The following is a 17852-nucleotide window of genomic DNA, read 5'->3' as shown; positions in this document are numbered from 1 at the left end:
CGTTCACACTGCCGTCCACCATGTCCTCCACCATAGTCGTGTGGGCCGGTTCCTGGCCCTCAGCGTGCCCGGTGGCTTCCCCCGGTGCGTGCCCTGCGCGCGAAGTAGCGCCCGTCGTCGAAGGACAACGAGATCGGCTGGTGGTACGCCCGGGTCAGGTTCTCGGAGGTCATCACGTCCTCCAGCAGCCCCTGGGCGACCACCCTGCCCTCGTCGAGGATCATGCCGTGGGTGAATCCCGGGGGGATCTCCTCGACGTGGTGGGTCACCATCACCGTCGCAGGGGCGTCCGGGTCCTCCGCCAGCTCCCCGAGCATGCGCACCAGGTCCTCACGCCCACCCAGGTCCAGGCCTGCGCCCGGCTCGTCGAGCAGCAGCAGTTCAGGGTCGGTCATCAGGGCACGCGCGATCAGCACGCGTTTACGCTCGCCCTCGCTCAGCGTCTCCCAGGTCTGCTCCCCCAGGTGCAGCGCACCCATCTGCTCCAGGATCTCCATGGCACGCAGTTCATCACCCCGGTCGTAGCGTTCACGCCAGCGGCCCATCACGTCGTAGCCGGCGGAGATCACCAGGTCGAGGACCTTCTCCCCGCCGGGCACCTGGTGGGCCACCGCGGCCGACGACATGCCCACCGCGGTGCGCAGCTCGCGCACGTCCGTCTTGCCCAGGGTCTCCCCCACGATCCGGGCGGTGCCGGACGAGGGGTACTGGCGCGCCCCGGCGATGGTCAGCAGGGAGGTCTTGCCCGCCCCGTTCGGACCGATGATGATCCACCGCTCGTCGACCTCGACCTGCCAGGTCACCGGGTGCAGGACATGGCGTCCGTCGCGGACGATGGTCACCTCGCGCAGGTCGAGGACGAGGTCCTCGTCGAGGGCGTCGGCGGTGGCGGGTGAGGAGATGATGGTGTCGTTCACGTCCTCCATCGTGCCCTACCGTGCCGCGCCGTGGTGGATCAGGGGTCCACCGGCCCCACCCACCTCAGAACAGTGCCGAGGCCATGCGGGTACGCGCCGCGATGACCTCGGCATCGGCGGTGTCGTACATGGCGAAGATCTCCAGCAGCCGGCTGCGCGCGGCGTCGCGCTCGTCGCCGGCGCTGGTCCTGATGCGCTCGATGAGGGTGTCGAAGGCCTGCACCCGCTCACCGGCCAGCAGCAGGTCGTCGACCTCGTCGGACGCCCCCTGCGCCGAACGCTCCAGCAGCAGTGCCGTCACGCGGGCGGCACGCGCCTCCGCCACCAGTTCCTGCACGGCCTCCGGCTCCGCGGCGGGGTCTGCGCCAGGGTTCGCGATGATCTCGTCGTAGACCGCGACCGCCCCGGCGTAGTCCTCGCCGTCCAGCAGGACGCCGGCGCGCTCGAAGCGCGGGTCGACGGCGTCCTCTCCCCCGTCGGTGGCGTCAAGGCCGTCAGCGCCGGCACCGGCGTCTTCGCTACCGTCGGACTCCGGCAGCCCCGGCAGCCGACCGTCCACGGCGCGCACGACGGCGTCCACGAACTGCGCGATCTGCTCGGCGGGCTGCACGCCCTCGAAGTTCGTCAACGGACGTCCGCCGGCCAGCGCCAGCACCGTGGGCACGGCCTGCACCTGCAGCGCCTGGGCGATCTCCGGGGTGGTGTCCACGTCAACCTCGCGGAAGACCCACTGCACGGGGGCGCCGGAGGCGTCCTGCGCCTCAGCCAGTCGGGTGAATTCGGCGGACATCTCCGCGCACCCCTCGGCACGCGGACTGCCCAGCAGCAGGATCACCGCGACCTGGGTGGAGCGCACCACCAGGTCCTGCTCGAAACTCTCCGGCGTCACCGCCGCACTACGGGCGATGCGCGCCCCCGACTCGGCCTCCTGCCTCGACCTTTCCGCCGCCCGCTGGCGTTGGTCGGCGGACTCCTTGACCGCCCCGAGGTCCACGGCGCCGGCCGCGAAACGGTTCGGGGCCGCCGCGCCGCCCTGTTGATGCTGTCCCGGATGGTTCGGTGTCGTCATGGCGCCCCATCTTAGCGCCGCCCCGTACGCCTCCGCTCCCAACACCCGGAGTGCCAGTGACGCCGGTCGTCGCCACCGCGGTGCGAGTCCGGCCAGGCGACGATGTGCGCCACCCCCGGCGGGATGTTCTGGTTGCAGCCCGGGCAGACGTAGTACTTCACCGCCGCCTTCGGGCCGATCCGTCGAACCAGGTAACTCTCCGTCCAGCCGGACGTCCCGCCCGCCCAGGACGGCGCGTCCTCACGCCGGGTGCCCAGGTAGGACCCACCGTCGCGCGGCAGCCCGCGCGACGGGGTCGCGTCCCTCCTGTTGCGTCTCGGCATCGACCCGCTCCCGGCCTACGTCAGAACAGGCGGAGCTCGTCGGACTCCACCCCGCGCATCGCCTGGTAGTCCAGGGTGACGCAGCGGAAGCCACGGTCCTCGGCCAGGGTCTTGGCCTGGGGCTTGATCTCCTGGGCGGCGAAGACACCCTGCACCGGGGCCAGGAGCTCGTCCCGGTTGAGCAGCTCCACGTACCGGCTGAGCTGCTCCACCCCGTCGATGCCACCGCGCCGCTTGATCTCCACGGCGACGGCCGCACCGTCGGCGTCGCGGGAGAGGATGTCGATCGGCCCGATCGCGGTCGGGTACTCCCGGCGCACCAGGGTGTAGCCCTCCCCCAGGATGTCGATCTGCTCGGCGAGCAGCTCCTGCAGGTGCGACTCCACACCGTCCTTGACCAGGCCCGGATCTTCACCGAGCTCGTGGGAGGTGTCGGAGTAGACCGTGCCGATCTTGATGGTCAGGCGTTCCTTCTTCGGGTTCTCCACCGTCCACACCGCCGTCACGCCCTGCTCCGACAGCTCGTCGGGGACGTCGTCGCCCTCGGCGACGCTGAGCGTGCACGGCGGCGTCATCCAGTTCAACGGCTTGTAGGCACGGTCGTCGGCGTGGATGCTCACCGAGCCGTCCGCCTTCACCATGACCAGACGGTCAGCTTCCGGGAGATGGGCCGCGAGGCGCCCCTCGTAGTCGACGGAGCAGCGGCAGATGACCAAACGCATGAGGGACAGGCTACCGTATGCCCCGTTTCCTCACCGTGCGCAGGTCCGAGCGAATCATCCGCTCCGAAGGTGCCGACTCCAGCCACGACACCAGGGCCGTGTCCCCCGCATCGTCCAGGGCGACCTCCCAGGTCTTGGCCCCGTCCTCCAACGTCATCACGTGAAGCTCGGGCTCCAGGAAGGCCGACTCACGGTCGGTGATGATGCGCCGGTCGGTGATCTCGGTGTGGTGCCGGTTGAGCTGCAGGTCCGACTCCGGACGCACGGAGCGCAGCTTGTACACCCGGGCGATACCGCTGCCGTATACAAGAACCCCGTGGCGCCAGTGCCGCCCGTCCTGGTTGGGAAGGCTTCTGACCACCACGGGGATGCCCCGACTGCGGAGGGTGAGGAATCTCGCGCCGGCGATTATCACGCCACATGCGAGTGCGATCACCACGACGGTAATCAGAATGTTCAACAGCACCAGTCACGCCCCTTCTCGGTCGCGATCCCTCCGCACGGTGGTCATCCGGGCCGGCGGGGTCGCGCCTTAGAACTTTTCGTCGATATTACCGTCGTTCAGGGGCAGTACCAAAAGGAATAGGCAAGCCGAGCCGCCGGTCCGGGCGCGCAGGTGCACGCACGACGAAAACCGGGCCGGCCACCTCGGTGAAGAGGTGGCCGGCCCGGCGGCAGGCTGGAGCGGCTGTCAGCTCTCCTGCAGACGCTTCACGGCGCGAAGTTCGGACTGCGCCAGCTCTCGCTCCTCGTCGGTCGAGGCGTCGCGGACGCGCGCCTCGGCCTCGGCGGTGTCGACCTCGTGGGCCCACAGCGCGGAGTCGGCGAGGATGGTGATCTTCGACGTGGACACGGACAGGAAACCGCCCTGTACCGCGGCGACGAAGGTCTCACCCTCGGTGGTCCGGATGACCACGACACCGTTGTCGACCAACTGGCCGAGCAGCGGCTCGTGACCGGGGAGCACGCCGATCTCGCCCTCGGTGGTCTGTGCGGTGACGGAGGTGGCCTTACCCGACCACAGCATCCGCTCCACGGCCACCAGTTCAGCGGCAATCTCAGCCATGTGCGTGACCCCTTACTTCTCGGTGAGCTTCTTGTAGGCGGCCTCGACGTCGTCGAGTCCACCCAGACCGTCGAAGCACTGCTCCGGGTAGGCGTCGAACTCGCCGTCGCAGATGCGCTCGAAGGCGTCGATCGTGTCCTCGAGGGGCACGAAGGAGCCGGGGATGTCGGTGAACTTCTGCGCGACGAAGAAGTTCTGACCCAGGAAGCGCTCGATACGACGGGCACGCTGGACGGTGATCTTGTCCTCTTCGGACAGCTCGTCCATACCCAGGATGGCGATGATGTCCTGCAGTTCCTTGTTCTTCTGCAGAACACCGATCACACGCTGGGCGACCGCGTAGTGGCGCTCGCCGACGATGCCGGGCTCCAGGATGCGCGAGGTCGAGGTCAGCGGGTCCACCGCGGGGTAGATACCCTTCGAGGCGATGGCACGGTTGAGCTCGGTCGTCGCATCCAGGTGGGCGAAGGTCGTCGCCGGTGCCGGGTCGGTGTAGTCGTCGGCAGGCACGTAGACGGCCTGCAGAGACGTGATCGAACGGCCCTTGGTCGAGGTGATTCGCTCCTGGAGCACACCCATCTCGTCGGCCAGGGTCGGCTGGTAACCCACGGCGGAGGGCATACGGCCCAGCAGCGTGGAGACCTCGGAACCGGCCTGGGTGAAACGGAAGATGTTGTCGATGAACAGCAGCACGTCCTGGTTCTGGACATCGCGGAAGTACTCCGCCATGGTCAGACCGGACAGCGCCACGCGCATACGGACTCCCGGGGGCTCGTCCATCTGGCCGAAGACGAGGGCGGTGTCCTGGAGGACGCCCATCTCCTCCATTTCCAGACGGAGGTCGGTGCCCTCACGGGTGCGCTCGCCGACGCCGGCGAACACGGAGGTACCGGAGAACTCGCGGGCGATACGGGTGATCATCTCCTGGATGAGCACCGTCTTACCCACACCGGCGCCGCCGAACAGGCCGATCTTGCCGCCCTTGACGTACGGGGTCAGCAGGTCGATGACCTTGATGCCGGTCTCCATGAGCTCCGTGCGGCCTTCGAGCTGGTCGAAGTTCGGGGCCTCACGGTGGATGCCCCACTGCTCGCCGTCACGGCCGAGGCCGGGCTCGTCGAGGCAGTCACCGAGGGCGTTGAACACGTGGCCCTTGACGACGTCGCCCACGGGCACGGAGATCGGACGGCCGGTGTCGATGACCTCGGCGCCACGGACGAGTCCGTCGGTCGGGGCCATGGAGACACCACGGATGATGTTGTCACCGAGGTGCTGGGCGACCTCCAGGACGATGGTCTTGGCCACCGACTCCAGAGTCACCTCCACCTCGAGTGCGTTGTACAGTGCCGGCATAGCGCCACGCGGGAACTCCACGTCGACGACAGGTCCGATGACTCGGACCACGCGACCGGCAGCAGTCGATGCAGCGCTGTCGCGCTGCACCTCAGTAGCTGTAGTCATAGTTAGTCACTTTCTCCGCTGTCGGCGAGCGCGTTGACGCCACCGACGATCTCTGAGATTTCCTGGGTGATCTTTGCCTGACGCAGCTGGTTGGCGACCCGGGAGAGGTCGTTGACCAGCGCGGTGGCGTTGTCCGTCGCAGCGGACATTGCGGTACGGCGGGCAGCGGACTCACTAGCGGCGGCTTCCAGCATCAGGGCGAAGATGCTCCGGGAGACGTACTGCGGCAGCAGTGCCGTCAGGAGCGTGTCCGCATCCGGCTCGAATTCGACCTCGGCGCTGACGTCGTCGCTGGCATTGGAGAGCATGTCGTCCCCGGTCTGCAGCGGTTCGTCGTCCTGCTGGGTCTCGATCGGCAGCATGCGGATGGCACGCGGCGTCTGGGTGAGCATCGACTCGAACCGCGTGTAGACCACGTGGAGCTCGCCGAAGCCGGTCAGCTCGGTGCCTTCCGGGACGTTCAGCCCGTCGCGCCAGTGCACGCTGCCCTCGTCGCCGGCGGTGAAGCCGTCGATGAGGTGGCGGCGGAGGTCGTGCGTCGCGGCGTAGTCCGGGTCCTGGGAGAACCCGGTCCATGAACCGGCGAAGTCGTCACCACGGAAGCTGTAGAAGGTGACTCCCTTGGAGCCGGCGATGTACAGGACGACGTCCTTGCCCTCGCCCTCGAGCCGCTTGCGCAGCTCGGCGGTCTTCTTCAGCACATTGTGGTTGTATCCACCGCACATGCCACGGTCACTCGTGATGACGAGGATAGCGGCGCGCTTGGCCTCGGCCTCGACGTCGAGCATCGGGTGGTCCAGTGAGGACGCGGATGCGAGACGCTGGATGACCCGAGTGATCTCGTCGGCGTACGGCTGAGAATCGCTCACGCGAGCCTGCGCCTTGGTGATCTTGGAGGTCGCGATGAGCTCCTGGGCCTTCGTGATCTTCTTCGTCGAGTTGACGGACTTGATCCGTCCCCTCAGTTCGCGAAGTGTTGCCATCGCTGCTACCTCCCTTCTTCTGTGTACTCGGTCTGTGCAGTCATCGTTTAAGTTCCCCGCGCTACTTCTTGCGGGAGACGCTGATCTGCGACTGGTCGAGATCCTCGTCAGCCAGGGCCTGGGCCTCCGGCTCGTTGATGACCGGGGTGCCGTCCGTGGACTGGAAGCCACGCTTGAAGTCGCCGGTCGCGGCGACCAGTGCCTTCTTGGAGTCGTCCGACAGCGGCTTGCCACCGTTGATCTGCTCGTAGACGTCGGCGTTGTTGGCGTGCAGGTACTCCCACAGCTCCGACTCGAAGCGGCGCACGTCGACGACGGGGACCGTGTCGAACTCACCCTCACCGGCGAGGAAGATGGAGACCATCTGATCCTCGACGGCCTGGGGCTGGGTCTCCTTCTGCTTCAGCAGCTCGACGAGACGCTCGCCGCGCTCCAGCTGGGCCTTGGAGAACTCGTCCAGGTCGGACGCGAAGGCCGCGAAGGCCTCCAGGTCACGGTAGGCGGCGAGGTCCAGTCGCAGGTTACCGGCGACCTTCTTCATGCCCTTAGTCTGTGCGTCGCCACCGACACGGGAGACGGACACACCGACGTTGATGGCCGGCCGGACGCCCTGGTTGAACAGGTCGGACTCCAGGAAGACCTGGCCGTCGGTGATGGAGATGACGTTGGTGGGAATGAACGCACCCACGTCGTTGGCCTTGGTCTCGATGATCGGCAGTGCCGTCATCGAGCCGGCGCCCTCCTCGTCGGACAGCTTCGCCGCACGCTCCAGCAGACGGGAGTGCAGGTAGAAGACGTCGCCCGGGTATGCCTCGCGGCCCGGCGGGCGGCGCAGCAGCAGGGAGATCGCGCGGTAGGCCTCGGCCTGCTTGGTCAGGTCGTCGAAGATGATGAGGACGTGCTTGCCCTCGTACATCCACTGCTGACCCAGGGCGGCACCGGCGAACGGCGCGAGCCACTTGAAGCCGGCGGAGTCGGATGCCGGGGCTGCCACGATGGTCGTGTAGTCCAGGGCACCCTCGTCCTCGAGGGTCTGACGCAGCGCGGCGATGGTGGAGCCCTTCTGGCCGATCGCGACGTAGATGCAACGCACCTGCTTCGTCGGATCCCCGGACTCCCAGTTCTCACGCTGGTTCAGGATGGTGTCGATGCAGACGGAGGTCTTACCCGTCTTGCGGTCGCCGATGATCAGCTGACGCTGGCCACGGCCGATCGGGGTCATCGCGTCGATGGCCTTGATGCCGGTCTGCATCGGCTCGTGCACCGGCTGGCGCTGCAGCACCGACGGTGCCTGCAGCTCCAGGGCGCGGGTCTCGGTGGACTCGATGTCACCGCGGCCGTCGATGGGCTGACCCAGGGGGTTGATGACCCGGCCGAGGAAGTTCTCCCCCACCGGGACGGACAGGACATCGCCGGTCCGCTTGACTTCGTCGCCTTCCTTCAGCGACTCGTAGTTACCCAGCACCACAACACCGATCGAATCGGTCTCGAGGTTCTGCGCGACTCCGATGAGACCGCCCGGGAACTCAAGCAGCTCGTTGGTCATCACGGAGGGCATGCCCGAAACCTGGGCAATGCCGTCCGCTGCCATCGTAACCACGCCGACCTCCTCACGGGAGGCCTCCGCGGAAGTGCTTGAGGTGTAGTTCGCAATCGCGCTACGGATCTCATCGGAGGAGATCGTAAGCTCCGCCATGTTCTTCCTGCTCTCGGTATCGTCTTCCAGCATTACGTGAACTATCTTGTCGATCGAGGTTCGATCCGGGGCGGCCTAGGCGAAGGCCCGACGCATGCGCTCCAGCTTTCCAGCCGTGCTACCGTCGATCACTTCGTCGCCGACCCGGATGACCGCACCACCGAGGAGGCTGGTGTCAACCTCGGAATGGACGGACATCGCGGAACCGTAGATCTTCTCCAGCTTCTGACCCAGTGCCTGCTCCTGTGCCTCCGACAGAGCCGAGGCGGAACGGACGCGGGCTACCCGGCGTCCGTCCAGTCCGGCTGCGAAGTCGCACAGTGCGTCAAGGTCCTCGACCGGACGCGCGACGGGACGGCCGATCACCTGAAGCGCGAGGGCTTCGGCGATGGCGCTGACGTGGCCGTAGAGGACCTTCGCCAGCAGTTCCCGACGTCGTTCTCCGGACGCCAGACGGTCGGCCAGGAGCATCTCCAGTTCCGGCTCCCGCTCGAGGAGACGGGCAATGTCGAAGAGCTCCGTGGCGACCTTCTCGCTCTGACCCTGCTCATGGGCTGCACGCAGCAGGGCACGGCGGCCCAGCTCGACCAGCCCGTGGCGCAGGTCCCGGGTGTTGGACCAGGTGCCCGTGACGACCTGCGAGACAGTCTCGCGGGTAGTCGTGGAGACCTTGTCCGCCAGCAGCCCGTCGGCCAGTGCGGCGCGACGGTCGGCCGGAACAGTCTGGTCCACCAGCGCCGTGCGCAGTGACCGGTCGCTGTCCAGGAGGTCTGCGACCTCGAACAGCTCGGAACCGGTCGCAGCACCGGCTGCGGCGGTGTCGGTTGCACCGGACAGTGCACCGTCCAGCGACTCAGTCAGCTGGTCCAGGGTTGTTCTGCTCGCTGCGTGCACGGGCCTCACTTCCCCGATCCGACGCTGTCGAGATCAGCGAGGAAGGAGTCGATCGTACCGGAACGCTTGACGTCGTCCGAGAGCTGGTCGCCCAGCAGACGCTCGGCGAGGTTGATGGAGTTCTCCCCCATCTCCTTACGCAGATCGGAGACGACGGACTCGCGCTGCGCGAGCAGCTGCTTGTTGCCGGACTCGATGATGCGGTTGGATTCGTCGGTCGCCTGCGTCTTCATGTCAGCGATGATCTTCTGACCCTGGGAGCGGGCGTCGTCACGAATCTGGGAGGCTTCGGTGCGTGCCTCGGCCAGCTGGGCGTTGTACTTCTCCAGCGCGGCCTTGGCCTCGTCCTGTGCCTGCTCGGCACGTGCGATGCCACCCTCGATCTGGTCGGTGCGGTCAGCCATGACCTGCTTGACCTTGGGAAGAACGAACTTCCAGAAGATCACGAAGATGATGATGAAGCTGACAAGGGACCAGACGATGTCATACGACTTGGGGAGCAGAGGGTTGATCTGCTCCTCCAAAGGCAGCTCGTCGGCTGCCAGAATGAGGTAGTTCGTCATAGTCTCCAGCTTTCGCTCTTGAGTGTGAAGGTCTTGTCACAGAGTCCCGCGGGCGGGACGCCGCACACTAGAACAGGAAGCCGGCGACCAGGCCGATGAGGGCCAGGGCCTCGGTGAAGGCGATACCCAGGAACATGGTGGTGCGCAGCTGGCCGGCCATCTCGGGCTGACGAGCCATTGCCTCTGCGGTCTTGCCGACCAGGATACCGATACCGACACCGGGGCCGATGGCGGCGAGGCCGTAGCCGATGGTGCCGAGACCCTCGAACTTGGTGGTGGTGTCCTGGGCGAGGAGCAGCAGGTCGTTCATTAGGATTCCATTCCCTTTCGTGGTGCCCCGCCCTGGTCCACGGTCGTGGTCCCGGTTGGCGAGGCGGAAATATTATGTGTGGATGTCGGGGGTCAGTGCTCGTCCGCGTGCAGCGACTGCTCGATGTAGACCGCCGTCAGCAGGCTGAAGATGTAGGCCTGCAGGAAGATGATCAGCATCTCGAACAAGGTGAATGCCAGTGCGGCGACGAGCGTTCCTCCGGCCAACAGCGTCCAGCCGTTGAGCTGCCAGAAGAAGAAGTTCGTGGCGCCGAACAGCAGCACGAGAACAATGTGGCCGGCCAGCATGTTCGCCATGAGACGGATGGTCAGGGTGACCGGCCGCAGGACGAAGGTGGAGAAGAACTCGATCGGGACGACCAGCACGTGCAGCAACGGCGGCAGGTTCGGGATGACCACGGAGGACTTCACGAACTTGCCGAAACCGTAACGCTTGGCACCTGCGTAGATCATGGCGATGTACGCCACCGCCGCCAGCACGATCGGCATGCCGACCCTGGCGTTGGCGGAGATGTTCAGTGCAGGAATGACTGCAGGCAGGTTACCGATGAGAACCACGAAGAAGATGGTGGCGATGATCGGCAGGAACCGACGCCCCTCCTTCTTCCCCAGGATCTCCTCGGCGATGTGGATGCGGACGAAGTCGACCGCATACTCTGCAACGTTCTGCGCACCCCTCGGGATCAGCTTCGGCTTGCGGAAGGCATACAGAAAAAAGGCCGCCAGGATGACGATCATCAGAAGACGGATGACCATCAGGCGGTCTACTGCGAAGATGCCGTTCGCGAAGTCGCTGAACCAGAGCTGGCTGGGATCCACTTCCCCCGGGAAGAATTCATGCTCCATAGAAGGCGCGTGGAATTCGCCCTTCATGGCCAAGGTTGTAACGCTCAGCGTTCTCTCCCGTGGTTTGGGCCGCGTGATTGTGGGTCAGGCGGTGCGATGGAGGATGTCAGGAGTTCCCGGAACCGTGGACTCCGTCGCACATCCGCACGGTACCGGGGGTGATATACCAGGATTGCTCGCGGGCACGCGTGAGCACGTGGGTCCGCCTACCTGATTACCCGCGGGAGATATTACCAGCAGTCCGCGCAGGTGCGCGAACCAACTCCCCCCGATCCCCCGAAGCGGACCAGACTATGCCCCACCCTGCACGGATCCACCCCCGTGTCACACGTTCGTCACATTCGTCCGAATGATGCCGATGGTCTCCGCCCCCAGTGCGACCACGAGCGAGGCGATCACGGTGACCCCCATGGCGGTGTGGTCGAAGAAGTCCATGTCACGCAGCACCAGGAGCACACACAGGACGACGACGATCTTGATCAGCCAGGAACCCAACGTGATGATCATCGTGGTCTGCGGCGAGGTGTTGGAGGTCAACAGCACCACCGCCACGGTCGCCAGCACGAAACCACCGCCGATCGCCGCGCCGAGGAGCACCCCCCACAACCCCTCGAGGCCGCGGAAGTTGCCCCACAGCGCCAGGGAGATCACCGTGATCACCAGGAGGCCGATCGCCCCCGACCGCGCCGCGTTCAGCAACGGGCGCCGGTGGTCTGCCATGTCCCCGTCCGACTCGTTGATCTCCGGGAGGTCGGCGGGGTCGGTCGTCTGCTCGTTGTTCTGCTCATTCACGGGGTACAGCCTAGCTGTCCCCCACGGCGACGACCTACCCGGTCGCGACGGCCTTGCTCCCGCCGGCACCGTCACCGGAGGCGTCCCCACGCCCCCGCCACAGCGGCACGGCCGTGAACGCCGTCGCCAGCAGGATCGCCACCCCGAAGACGATCGCCGCGATCGGCAACGGGAGCACCGTGGACCCCACGGCCCCGAGGGCGACCACGCCGACCCACGTGTAGAGCACCAGCACGACCTGCTTCTGGGAGTGACCCAGTCGCAGGAGCCGGTGGTGCAGGTGCTGCTTGTCCGGGGCGAAGGGGCTCTTGCCCGCCTTCAACCGGCGGACGACCGCCATCAGCAGGTCCAGCATCGGGATGAACAGCGCGGCGATCACCACCAGCACCGGGGTCATCAACGCCAGGAAGTCCGCGGGGCCGTAGAGCGCCATGTTGATCCGACCCGACGCCGAGACGCTCGCCGCGGCCAGCAGCAGCCCGATCAGCATGGACCCGGAGTCCCCCATGAATATCCGCGCCGGCGAGAAGTTGTGCGGCAGGAACCCCAGGCACACGCCCAGCAGGCCGGCCGAGATCATCGCCGGCGGATAGGCGCTGACCGTGCCGCCCTGGTCGTGCAGGATCGTCAGGGAGTAGATCAGCAGCGTCGCCGCGGCGATCGCGCCCAGGCCGGCGGCGAGACCGTCCAATCCGTCCACGAAGTTCATCGCGTTGATGATGGCCACCGTCAGCAGAGCCGTCAAGATCGTGGACTGGACCTGATCGAGGATCAACGTGGTGCCGTCGCCGAACGGCGAGTAGATCAGGTACCACGACAAACCGGCCAGGCTCATCGCCACGGAGCCGGCAACCTGGCCGCCGAGCTTGAGCACCCAGGAGATGTCGAAGAGGTCGTCGACCACCCCCACGATCACGATCACGAAGGCGGCGGCGACGACAGCCACCATGTCCGGGGTCACCGGGGGGAACCCACGGTTCAACGCGGGCAGCTGGTTGGCCACCAGCACGGCGACAACGAAGCCGGTGAACATCGCCACCCCGCCGAGCCGCGGGGTCGGCACCGTGTGCACGTCGCGGGAGCGCGGGGCGGTCATGCGTCCGAACCGGATCATGATCATGCGGATCACACCGGTGGTCAGGTACGTGGTGACCAGGCCCACGAGCAGGATCAGCGCCAGCTCACGGAACGGCACACCCACCCCGGACCAGGACGCCGCGGACAGCTCCATCCTCAGTTGCCCCGGGCGGAGTCGTCGGCGAGCAGGGCCTCGGCAGACACGCCCAGCACCTCGCCGACCCGGTCGGCGCTGATGGCACCGTCGCGCAGGATGCGCGGACGGTGACCGGACAGGTCAACGATCGTGGAGGCCGTACCGATGGACGCCTCCCCGGCGTCGAGGTAGACCGACACCGAGTCGCCGAGCTGCCCGCGTGCCTCGGCGGCGGTGAGTGCGGCCGGACTACCGGAGATGTTCGCGCTGGAGACCGCCATCGGCCCGGTCTGCTGGAGCAGTTCGATCGCCAGCGGGTGCAGCGGCATGCGCAGCGCCACGGTCCCGCGGGTGTCCCCCAGGTTCCACGGCAGGCTGGGCGCCTGGTGGGTCACGATGGTCAGCCCGCCGGGCCAGAAGGCCTCGGTGAGCAGGCGCACCGTCTCGTTGTAGTCGCGGACCAGCCCGGCGACGGTGTCCCAGGAGCCGATGAGCACGGGCACCGGCATGTCCGGGCCACGGTGCTTGGCACGCAGCAGGGCGGCGACGGCGTCGTTGTCGAAGGCGTCGGCACCGATGCCGTACACCGTGTCGGTGGGGGTGACCACCAGACGTCCGGCCTTCACCGCGCTCAGTGCGGCGGCGACACCGCTCTGCCTGCCCTCGTCCTCGTTGCAGTCGTAGGTCTGTGCCATGCTCCGCGCCGTCCGTCCTCTCGTGTCGTTGGTTGCTTACCTTAACCCGTTCACTCTAGCCCCGTGTGGGCCGGTGGCCGGGATCGCGGTGCACCTGGCCGGTGACGAACCTGTCCCGGCCAGCGAAGTCCCGGTGTTGCTCCAGCTCGGTGACGCCCACGCCGGCCAGGATCTGACGGACGTCCGCGCCGGTGGAGTCGTCGTGTTCGACGGCCACGCCCGCACTCGGGGCGGCGACGAGGTCGATGACCTCCGCCAGTGGGCGCATCAGCTCCAGGCCGTCCGTCCCGGAGAAGACCGCGGCGTGCGGGTCACGGGCGACCTCCGGGGAGACCTCGGTGGTCTCCGGGACGTACGGCGGATTGGACGCCACGATGTCGGCGGAGGCGACGAGTCCCAGCGCCACGACGTCTTCCGGCGTGGCGACGTCCGCCCGGTGGAACTCCACGGCGATCCGCGGATCCACGTGGCCCTCGGCGACCCAGGTCCGGTGGTTGTCACGGGCCTGTTCCACGCCCTGCGCGGTGATCTCCAGGCCGATGACACGGACGCCGACGGCGTCGACAGCGTCGACAGCATCTACTATCCCTCGGGTACCAAGCTCGTGGGCCACCCCCAGGGCGATCGTGCCCGGCCCGGAACACAGGTCGACGATGGTCAACGTGGGTTCCAGCAGGCGCGCGAAGAGCGGGTCCTCGCGCAGCGCCACACGCCGCTGGGCCTCACCGGCCACCCAGTCGATCAGCAGATCGGTCTCGGGACGCGGGACGAACACCCCCGGGCCGACCGCCAGGTCGATGCCCGCGACCGTCCCGTACCCCAGGATCCACTGCAGCGGTTCGCGCTCAACGCGTCGCTGCAGCATCGTGGCGAAGGACGCCGGGACGGCGTCGCCGCCGCGCATGACCAGGTCCAACGGGCCGACGTCCACCCCCGACTCGCGGGTGAGGGCGGCGGCCATGAGCACGCGCGCATCGTGTGCGGCTGACTCCACCCCGGCCGAGGACAACGCCGAGGCGGCGTCCCGCAGCGCCGCCGACACGCTCGCAGCGTCCTGCGTCACCGCGGTCCTACTCCCCCGCCTCGAGCCGGCTCTGACGCTCCGCCTCGCTCAACGCGCCGAAGAGCGCGTCGAGGTCACCGTCGAGGACGGCGTCGAGGTTGTTCGCCTTGTAGCCGATGCGGTGGTCCGAGACCCGCGACTCTGGGAAGTTGTAGGTCCGGATGCGCTCGGAACGGTCCATCGTGCGGATCTGTGCGGCGCGTCCCTCCGCGGCCACGGCGTCCGCCTCCTCCTCCTTCATCTGCTGGAGGCGTGCGGCGAGCACCTGCATGGCGCGCGCACGGTTCTGGATCTGGGAACGTTCCTTCTGACACGTCACCACGATGCCCGTGGGCAGGTGGGTGATGCGCACCGCCGAGTCGGTGGTGTTCACGCCCTGACCGCCCTTACCGGAGGAACGGTAGACGTCGACGCGGATGTCCTTGTCGTCGATCTCCACGTCCTCGACCTCGTCGGGCTCCGGGTAGACCAGCACGCCGGCGGCGGAGGTCTGGATGCGGCCCTGCGACTCGGTCACCGGGATACGCTGCACCCGGTGCACGCCGCCCTCGTACTTGAACACGCTCCACGCGCCGTCGCGGCCTGGCTGCTTGGCGCGCACGGACATGGTCATGTCCTTCACGCCGCCCAGGTCGGTCTCGTTGACGTCGAGGACCTCGAAGGTGAAGCCGTGCTTCTCTCCGTAGCGCTGGTACATGCGTGCCAGCTCCCCGGCGAACAGCGCGGCCTCCTCGCCACCGGCACCGGACTTGATCTCCATGACCACGTCCTCACTGTCGTGGGGGTCGCGCGGGGCGAGCAGGTCGGTGAGCTTCTCCTCGAGACCCGGCAGGTCCGCGGCGAGGCGGTCGGCCTCGGCGGCGAAGTCCGGGTCCTCGGAGGCCATCTCGCGGGCGGCCTCGAGGTCGTCGCGGGTCTCCACGAGCTTGTTGTAGGTCTGGATGACCGGCTGCAGCTCGCTGAATCGCTTGGCCACGCGGCGGGCCGCGGCGGCGTCGTTGTGCAGCTCCGGGTCGGCCAACTGCATCTCCAGGCCCTGGTACTCCGACAGGATGTCGTCGACCTTGGAGGGGGAACCGGCGAAGTCACTCATCGTCGTCCTCCCCGGCCAGCGGTGCGGACGAGGCGATCTGCAGCATGAAGTCGCGGTTCGTCTTCGACTTGCGCAGCTGCTTGTTCAGCAGCTCGATCGCGGCCTGCGGGTCGAGCGCGGAGAGGATGCGGCGCAGCTTGTGCAGCAGGCGCGCCTCGTCCGGGCCGAGCAGCAGCTCGTCCTTGCGCGTGCCGGACGGGTTGACGTCCACCGCGGGGAACATGCGACGCTCGGCGATCTTGCGGTCCAGCTTCAGCTCCGCGTTGCCGGTGCCCTTGAACTCCTCGAAGATCACGGTGTCGCCGGCGGAGCCGGTCTCGACCATGGCGGTGGCGATGATGGTCAGCGAGCCACCGTCCTCGATGTTGCGGGCCGCGCCGAGGAAACGCTTCGGCGGGTACAGGGCGTTGGAGTCCACACCACCGGAGAGGATGCGGCCCGACGCCGGCGAGGAGTTGTTGTACGCACGGCCCAGACGGGTGATGGAGTCAAGCAGCACCACGACGTCCTTGCCCTGCTCCACCAGGCGCTTCGCCCGCTCGATGGCGAGCTCGGCGATGGCGGTGTGCTCGTTCGGCGGACGGTCGAACGTGGAGGCGATGACCTCACCGCGCACGGAGCGCTGCATGTCGGTGACTTCCTCGGGACGCTCGTCCACCAGGACGACCATGAGGTAGCACTCGGGGTTGTTCACCGTGATGGCGTTGGCGATGTCCTGCAGGATCGTGGTCTTGCCGGCCTTCGGCGGGGAGACGATCAGGGCACGCTGCCCCTTGCCGATCGGCATGATCAGGTCGATGACACGGGTGGTCAGGATCTTCGGCTCGGTCTCCAGGCGAAGACGCTGGTTGGGGTACAGCGGGGTGAGGTTGTTGAACTTCGGACGCTGTGCGGCCTGCCCCGGGGCGAGTCCGTTGACGGTGTCGACGGAGTTGAGCGGGGTGTACTTCTGACGGTTGCGGTTGCGTCCGCCGCCGCCACCGGCCTGCTGTGCCTTGGCGCCGGGACGGATGGTGCCGGTGATCGCGTCACCGTGGCGCATCCCGAACTTGCGCACCATCTGGATCGGCACGTACACGTCCGTCGGCCCGGCGTGGTAGCCGGTGGTGCGGATGAAGGCGGTGTTGGCGTCGGCGAAGTCGAGGATGCCGGCGACCGGGGTCGGAGGCTCGTTGTTGCCGCCGTTGTTGTTGCCGCCGCCGTTGCCGCCGTCGTTCTGGTTGTTCTGGTTGTTGCGGTTGCCGCGATCGTTCCGGTCGTTGCGGTCGTTGCGGTTCCCCCGGTTGCCACGCTCGCTCCGGTCGTTGCGGTTGCGACCGCCGCGCTCGTCGGAGTTCTGCTGGTTGCCCCCCTGGTTTCCGCCCTGGTTGCCACCCTGGTTCCCCTGGCCACCGCCCTGCTCGCCCTTGCCCCGGTTACGACGGTTGCGACGGTTGCGGCGACCACGACGGCCACCCTCCTCGTCGGAGTCATTGCGGTCGTTACGGTCGTTGCGGTCGCCACGCTCCTGCGTGCCCTGGTCGACGCCCGCGCTCGCGTCCGCCGCGGTGTTGTCGGCCTTCGCCGCGTTGTTGTCGGCCTGTGCCGCGTCCTTCTCGGCGGGAACCTGCTGCGTCATCGGCGCCTCCTGGGTCTGTGGTGCGTCCTTCTTGTCCTTCGCCGGCTTGGCGTCCTTGGCATCCTTGGCATCCTTGCCAGCCGGACCACGCTGTCCGCCGATCCCGGCGCTGGCGATCGCGGAGACCAGATCCCCCTTACGCATCCCGGAGGTCCCCTTCAACCCCTGCGATGTCGCGATCTGCTTGAGTTCCGCCAGTTTCAGGGAGGCAAGCCCGTCGTTCTGTGCCCTGGAGACGATGTCCGGCAAAGTCACAGGTGTCCTTTCGGTTCACCTCCCCCTGCTCACCCGCCCGCGGTCGTGACCGCGGCCTGGTCCCTGTCCCCGCGGACCGGCACACCCCACGGGCGTTACCGGTCCCAGACGGCGGCAGGACAATGGAAGGTGACGTGCTCGAGTGAGTCGTCGTTTATGTGGAATGGATGTCACGGTGCGCGCGGACAACTGGTCCGGCGCCGGGGCAGACGAACACTCCCGGCGGATGAGATGTCGGTGCGGTGTACCCGCG

The 17852-nt window shown here is 67.3% G+C and carries 19 protein-coding genes; all 19 read right to left on the bottom strand.

Annotated elements, in window-relative coordinates; all coding sequences use genetic code 11:
* Positions 1 to 59 precede the first annotated feature (59 nt).
* A complete protein-coding gene (locus tag ACT3S3_RS05240; RefSeq protein WP_301443937.1) occupies positions 60 to 926 on the bottom strand; it encodes an ABC transporter ATP-binding protein in 867 nt (288 codons plus the stop codon).
* Positions 927 to 981: 55 nt separating this feature from the next.
* The gene (locus ACT3S3_RS05235) at positions 982 to 1986 is read right to left on the bottom strand and encodes a tetratricopeptide repeat protein (protein ID WP_444626393.1); all 1005 of its coding nucleotides are present in this window, start codon (positions 1984 to 1986) and stop codon (positions 982 to 984) included.
* An 11-nt stretch (positions 1987 to 1997) separates the two neighbouring features.
* Positions 1998 to 2309: a hypothetical protein gene (locus ACT3S3_RS05230; RefSeq protein WP_441579534.1), complete on the bottom strand. Its 312-nt coding sequence runs from the start codon at positions 2307 to 2309 to the stop codon at positions 1998 to 2000.
* A gap of 20 nt (positions 2310 to 2329) precedes the next feature.
* Positions 2330 to 3031 (bottom strand): endonuclease NucS, encoded by a 702-nt coding sequence (gene nucS / locus ACT3S3_RS05225; RefSeq protein ID WP_301443185.1) that lies wholly within the window; start codon positions 3029 to 3031, stop codon positions 2330 to 2332.
* 10 nt (positions 3032 to 3041) lie between these two features.
* Complete coding sequence (locus ACT3S3_RS05220; protein WP_444626430.1) at positions 3042 to 3467, bottom strand: DUF2550 domain-containing protein; 426 nt, start codon at positions 3465 to 3467, stop codon at positions 3042 to 3044.
* Between the two features lie 255 nt (positions 3468 to 3722).
* Positions 3723 to 4097 (bottom strand): F0F1 ATP synthase subunit epsilon, encoded by a 375-nt coding sequence (locus ACT3S3_RS05215; protein ID WP_301443187.1) that lies wholly within the window; start codon positions 4095 to 4097, stop codon positions 3723 to 3725.
* A gap of 12 nt (positions 4098 to 4109) precedes the next feature.
* Positions 4110 to 5558: a F0F1 ATP synthase subunit beta gene (gene atpD / locus ACT3S3_RS05210; RefSeq protein ID WP_301443188.1), complete on the bottom strand. Its 1449-nt coding sequence runs from the start codon at positions 5556 to 5558 to the stop codon at positions 4110 to 4112.
* A 2-nt stretch (positions 5559 to 5560) separates the two neighbouring features.
* Entirely contained in the window at positions 5561 to 6541 is a 981-nt protein-coding gene (locus tag ACT3S3_RS05205; RefSeq protein WP_301443189.1) for a F0F1 ATP synthase subunit gamma, read from the bottom strand.
* A gap of 61 nt (positions 6542 to 6602) precedes the next feature.
* Positions 6603 to 8237, bottom strand: coding sequence for a F0F1 ATP synthase subunit alpha (atpA, locus tag ACT3S3_RS05200; protein WP_301443193.1), 1635 nt, complete (start codon positions 8235 to 8237; stop codon positions 6603 to 6605).
* Between the two features lie 75 nt (positions 8238 to 8312).
* Positions 8313 to 9131, bottom strand: a complete 819-nt coding sequence (locus ACT3S3_RS05195; RefSeq protein WP_301443190.1) for a F0F1 ATP synthase subunit delta — start codon at positions 9129 to 9131, stop codon at positions 8313 to 8315.
* 5 nt (positions 9132 to 9136) lie between these two features.
* Positions 9137 to 9694: a F0F1 ATP synthase subunit B gene (locus ACT3S3_RS05190; RefSeq protein WP_301443191.1), complete on the bottom strand. Its 558-nt coding sequence runs from the start codon at positions 9692 to 9694 to the stop codon at positions 9137 to 9139.
* A gap of 67 nt (positions 9695 to 9761) precedes the next feature.
* On the bottom strand, positions 9762 to 10004 hold the full coding sequence (locus ACT3S3_RS05185) for an ATP synthase F0 subunit C (protein ID WP_038547733.1): 243 nt from the start codon (positions 10002 to 10004) through the stop codon (positions 9762 to 9764).
* 92 nt (positions 10005 to 10096) lie between these two features.
* The gene (gene atpB / locus ACT3S3_RS05180; RefSeq protein WP_301443192.1) at positions 10097 to 10897 is read right to left on the bottom strand and encodes a F0F1 ATP synthase subunit A; all 801 of its coding nucleotides are present in this window, start codon (positions 10895 to 10897) and stop codon (positions 10097 to 10099) included.
* 297 nt (positions 10898 to 11194) lie between these two features.
* Positions 11195 to 11662 (bottom strand): hypothetical protein, encoded by a 468-nt coding sequence (locus ACT3S3_RS05175; RefSeq protein WP_441579540.1) that lies wholly within the window; start codon positions 11660 to 11662, stop codon positions 11195 to 11197.
* Between the two features lie 34 nt (positions 11663 to 11696).
* Positions 11697 to 12893, bottom strand: coding sequence for an MraY family glycosyltransferase (locus ACT3S3_RS05170; RefSeq protein ID WP_301441833.1), 1197 nt, complete (start codon positions 12891 to 12893; stop codon positions 11697 to 11699).
* Between the two features lie 2 nt (positions 12894 to 12895).
* On the bottom strand, positions 12896 to 13570 hold the full coding sequence (locus tag ACT3S3_RS05165; RefSeq protein ID WP_301441832.1) for an L-threonylcarbamoyladenylate synthase: 675 nt from the start codon (positions 13568 to 13570) through the stop codon (positions 12896 to 12898).
* Positions 13571 to 13625: 55 nt separating this feature from the next.
* Positions 13626 to 14633 (bottom strand): N5-glutamine methyltransferase family protein, encoded by a 1008-nt coding sequence (locus tag ACT3S3_RS05160; RefSeq protein WP_301441831.1) that lies wholly within the window; start codon positions 14631 to 14633, stop codon positions 13626 to 13628.
* 7 nt (positions 14634 to 14640) lie between these two features.
* Entirely contained in the window at positions 14641 to 15726 is a 1086-nt protein-coding gene (gene prfA / locus ACT3S3_RS05155; protein WP_301441830.1) for a peptide chain release factor 1, read from the bottom strand.
* Positions 15719 to 17599: a transcription termination factor Rho gene (gene rho, locus ACT3S3_RS05150; RefSeq protein ID WP_444626391.1), complete on the bottom strand. Its 1881-nt coding sequence runs from the start codon at positions 17597 to 17599 to the stop codon at positions 15719 to 15721. Before rho ends, prfA begins: the two co-directional genes overlap by 8 nt.
* Between the last annotated feature and the right edge of the window lie 253 nt (positions 17600 to 17852).

It is taken from the genome of Corynebacterium sp. AOP40-4SA-5 (genome assembly GCF_052377355.1).
Taxonomy (GTDB): domain Bacteria; phylum Actinomycetota; class Actinomycetes; order Mycobacteriales; family Mycobacteriaceae; genus Corynebacterium.
The sequence above is the reverse complement of the archived record's forward strand: the minus strand, read 5'-3'. Positions and strand labels throughout refer to the sequence as shown.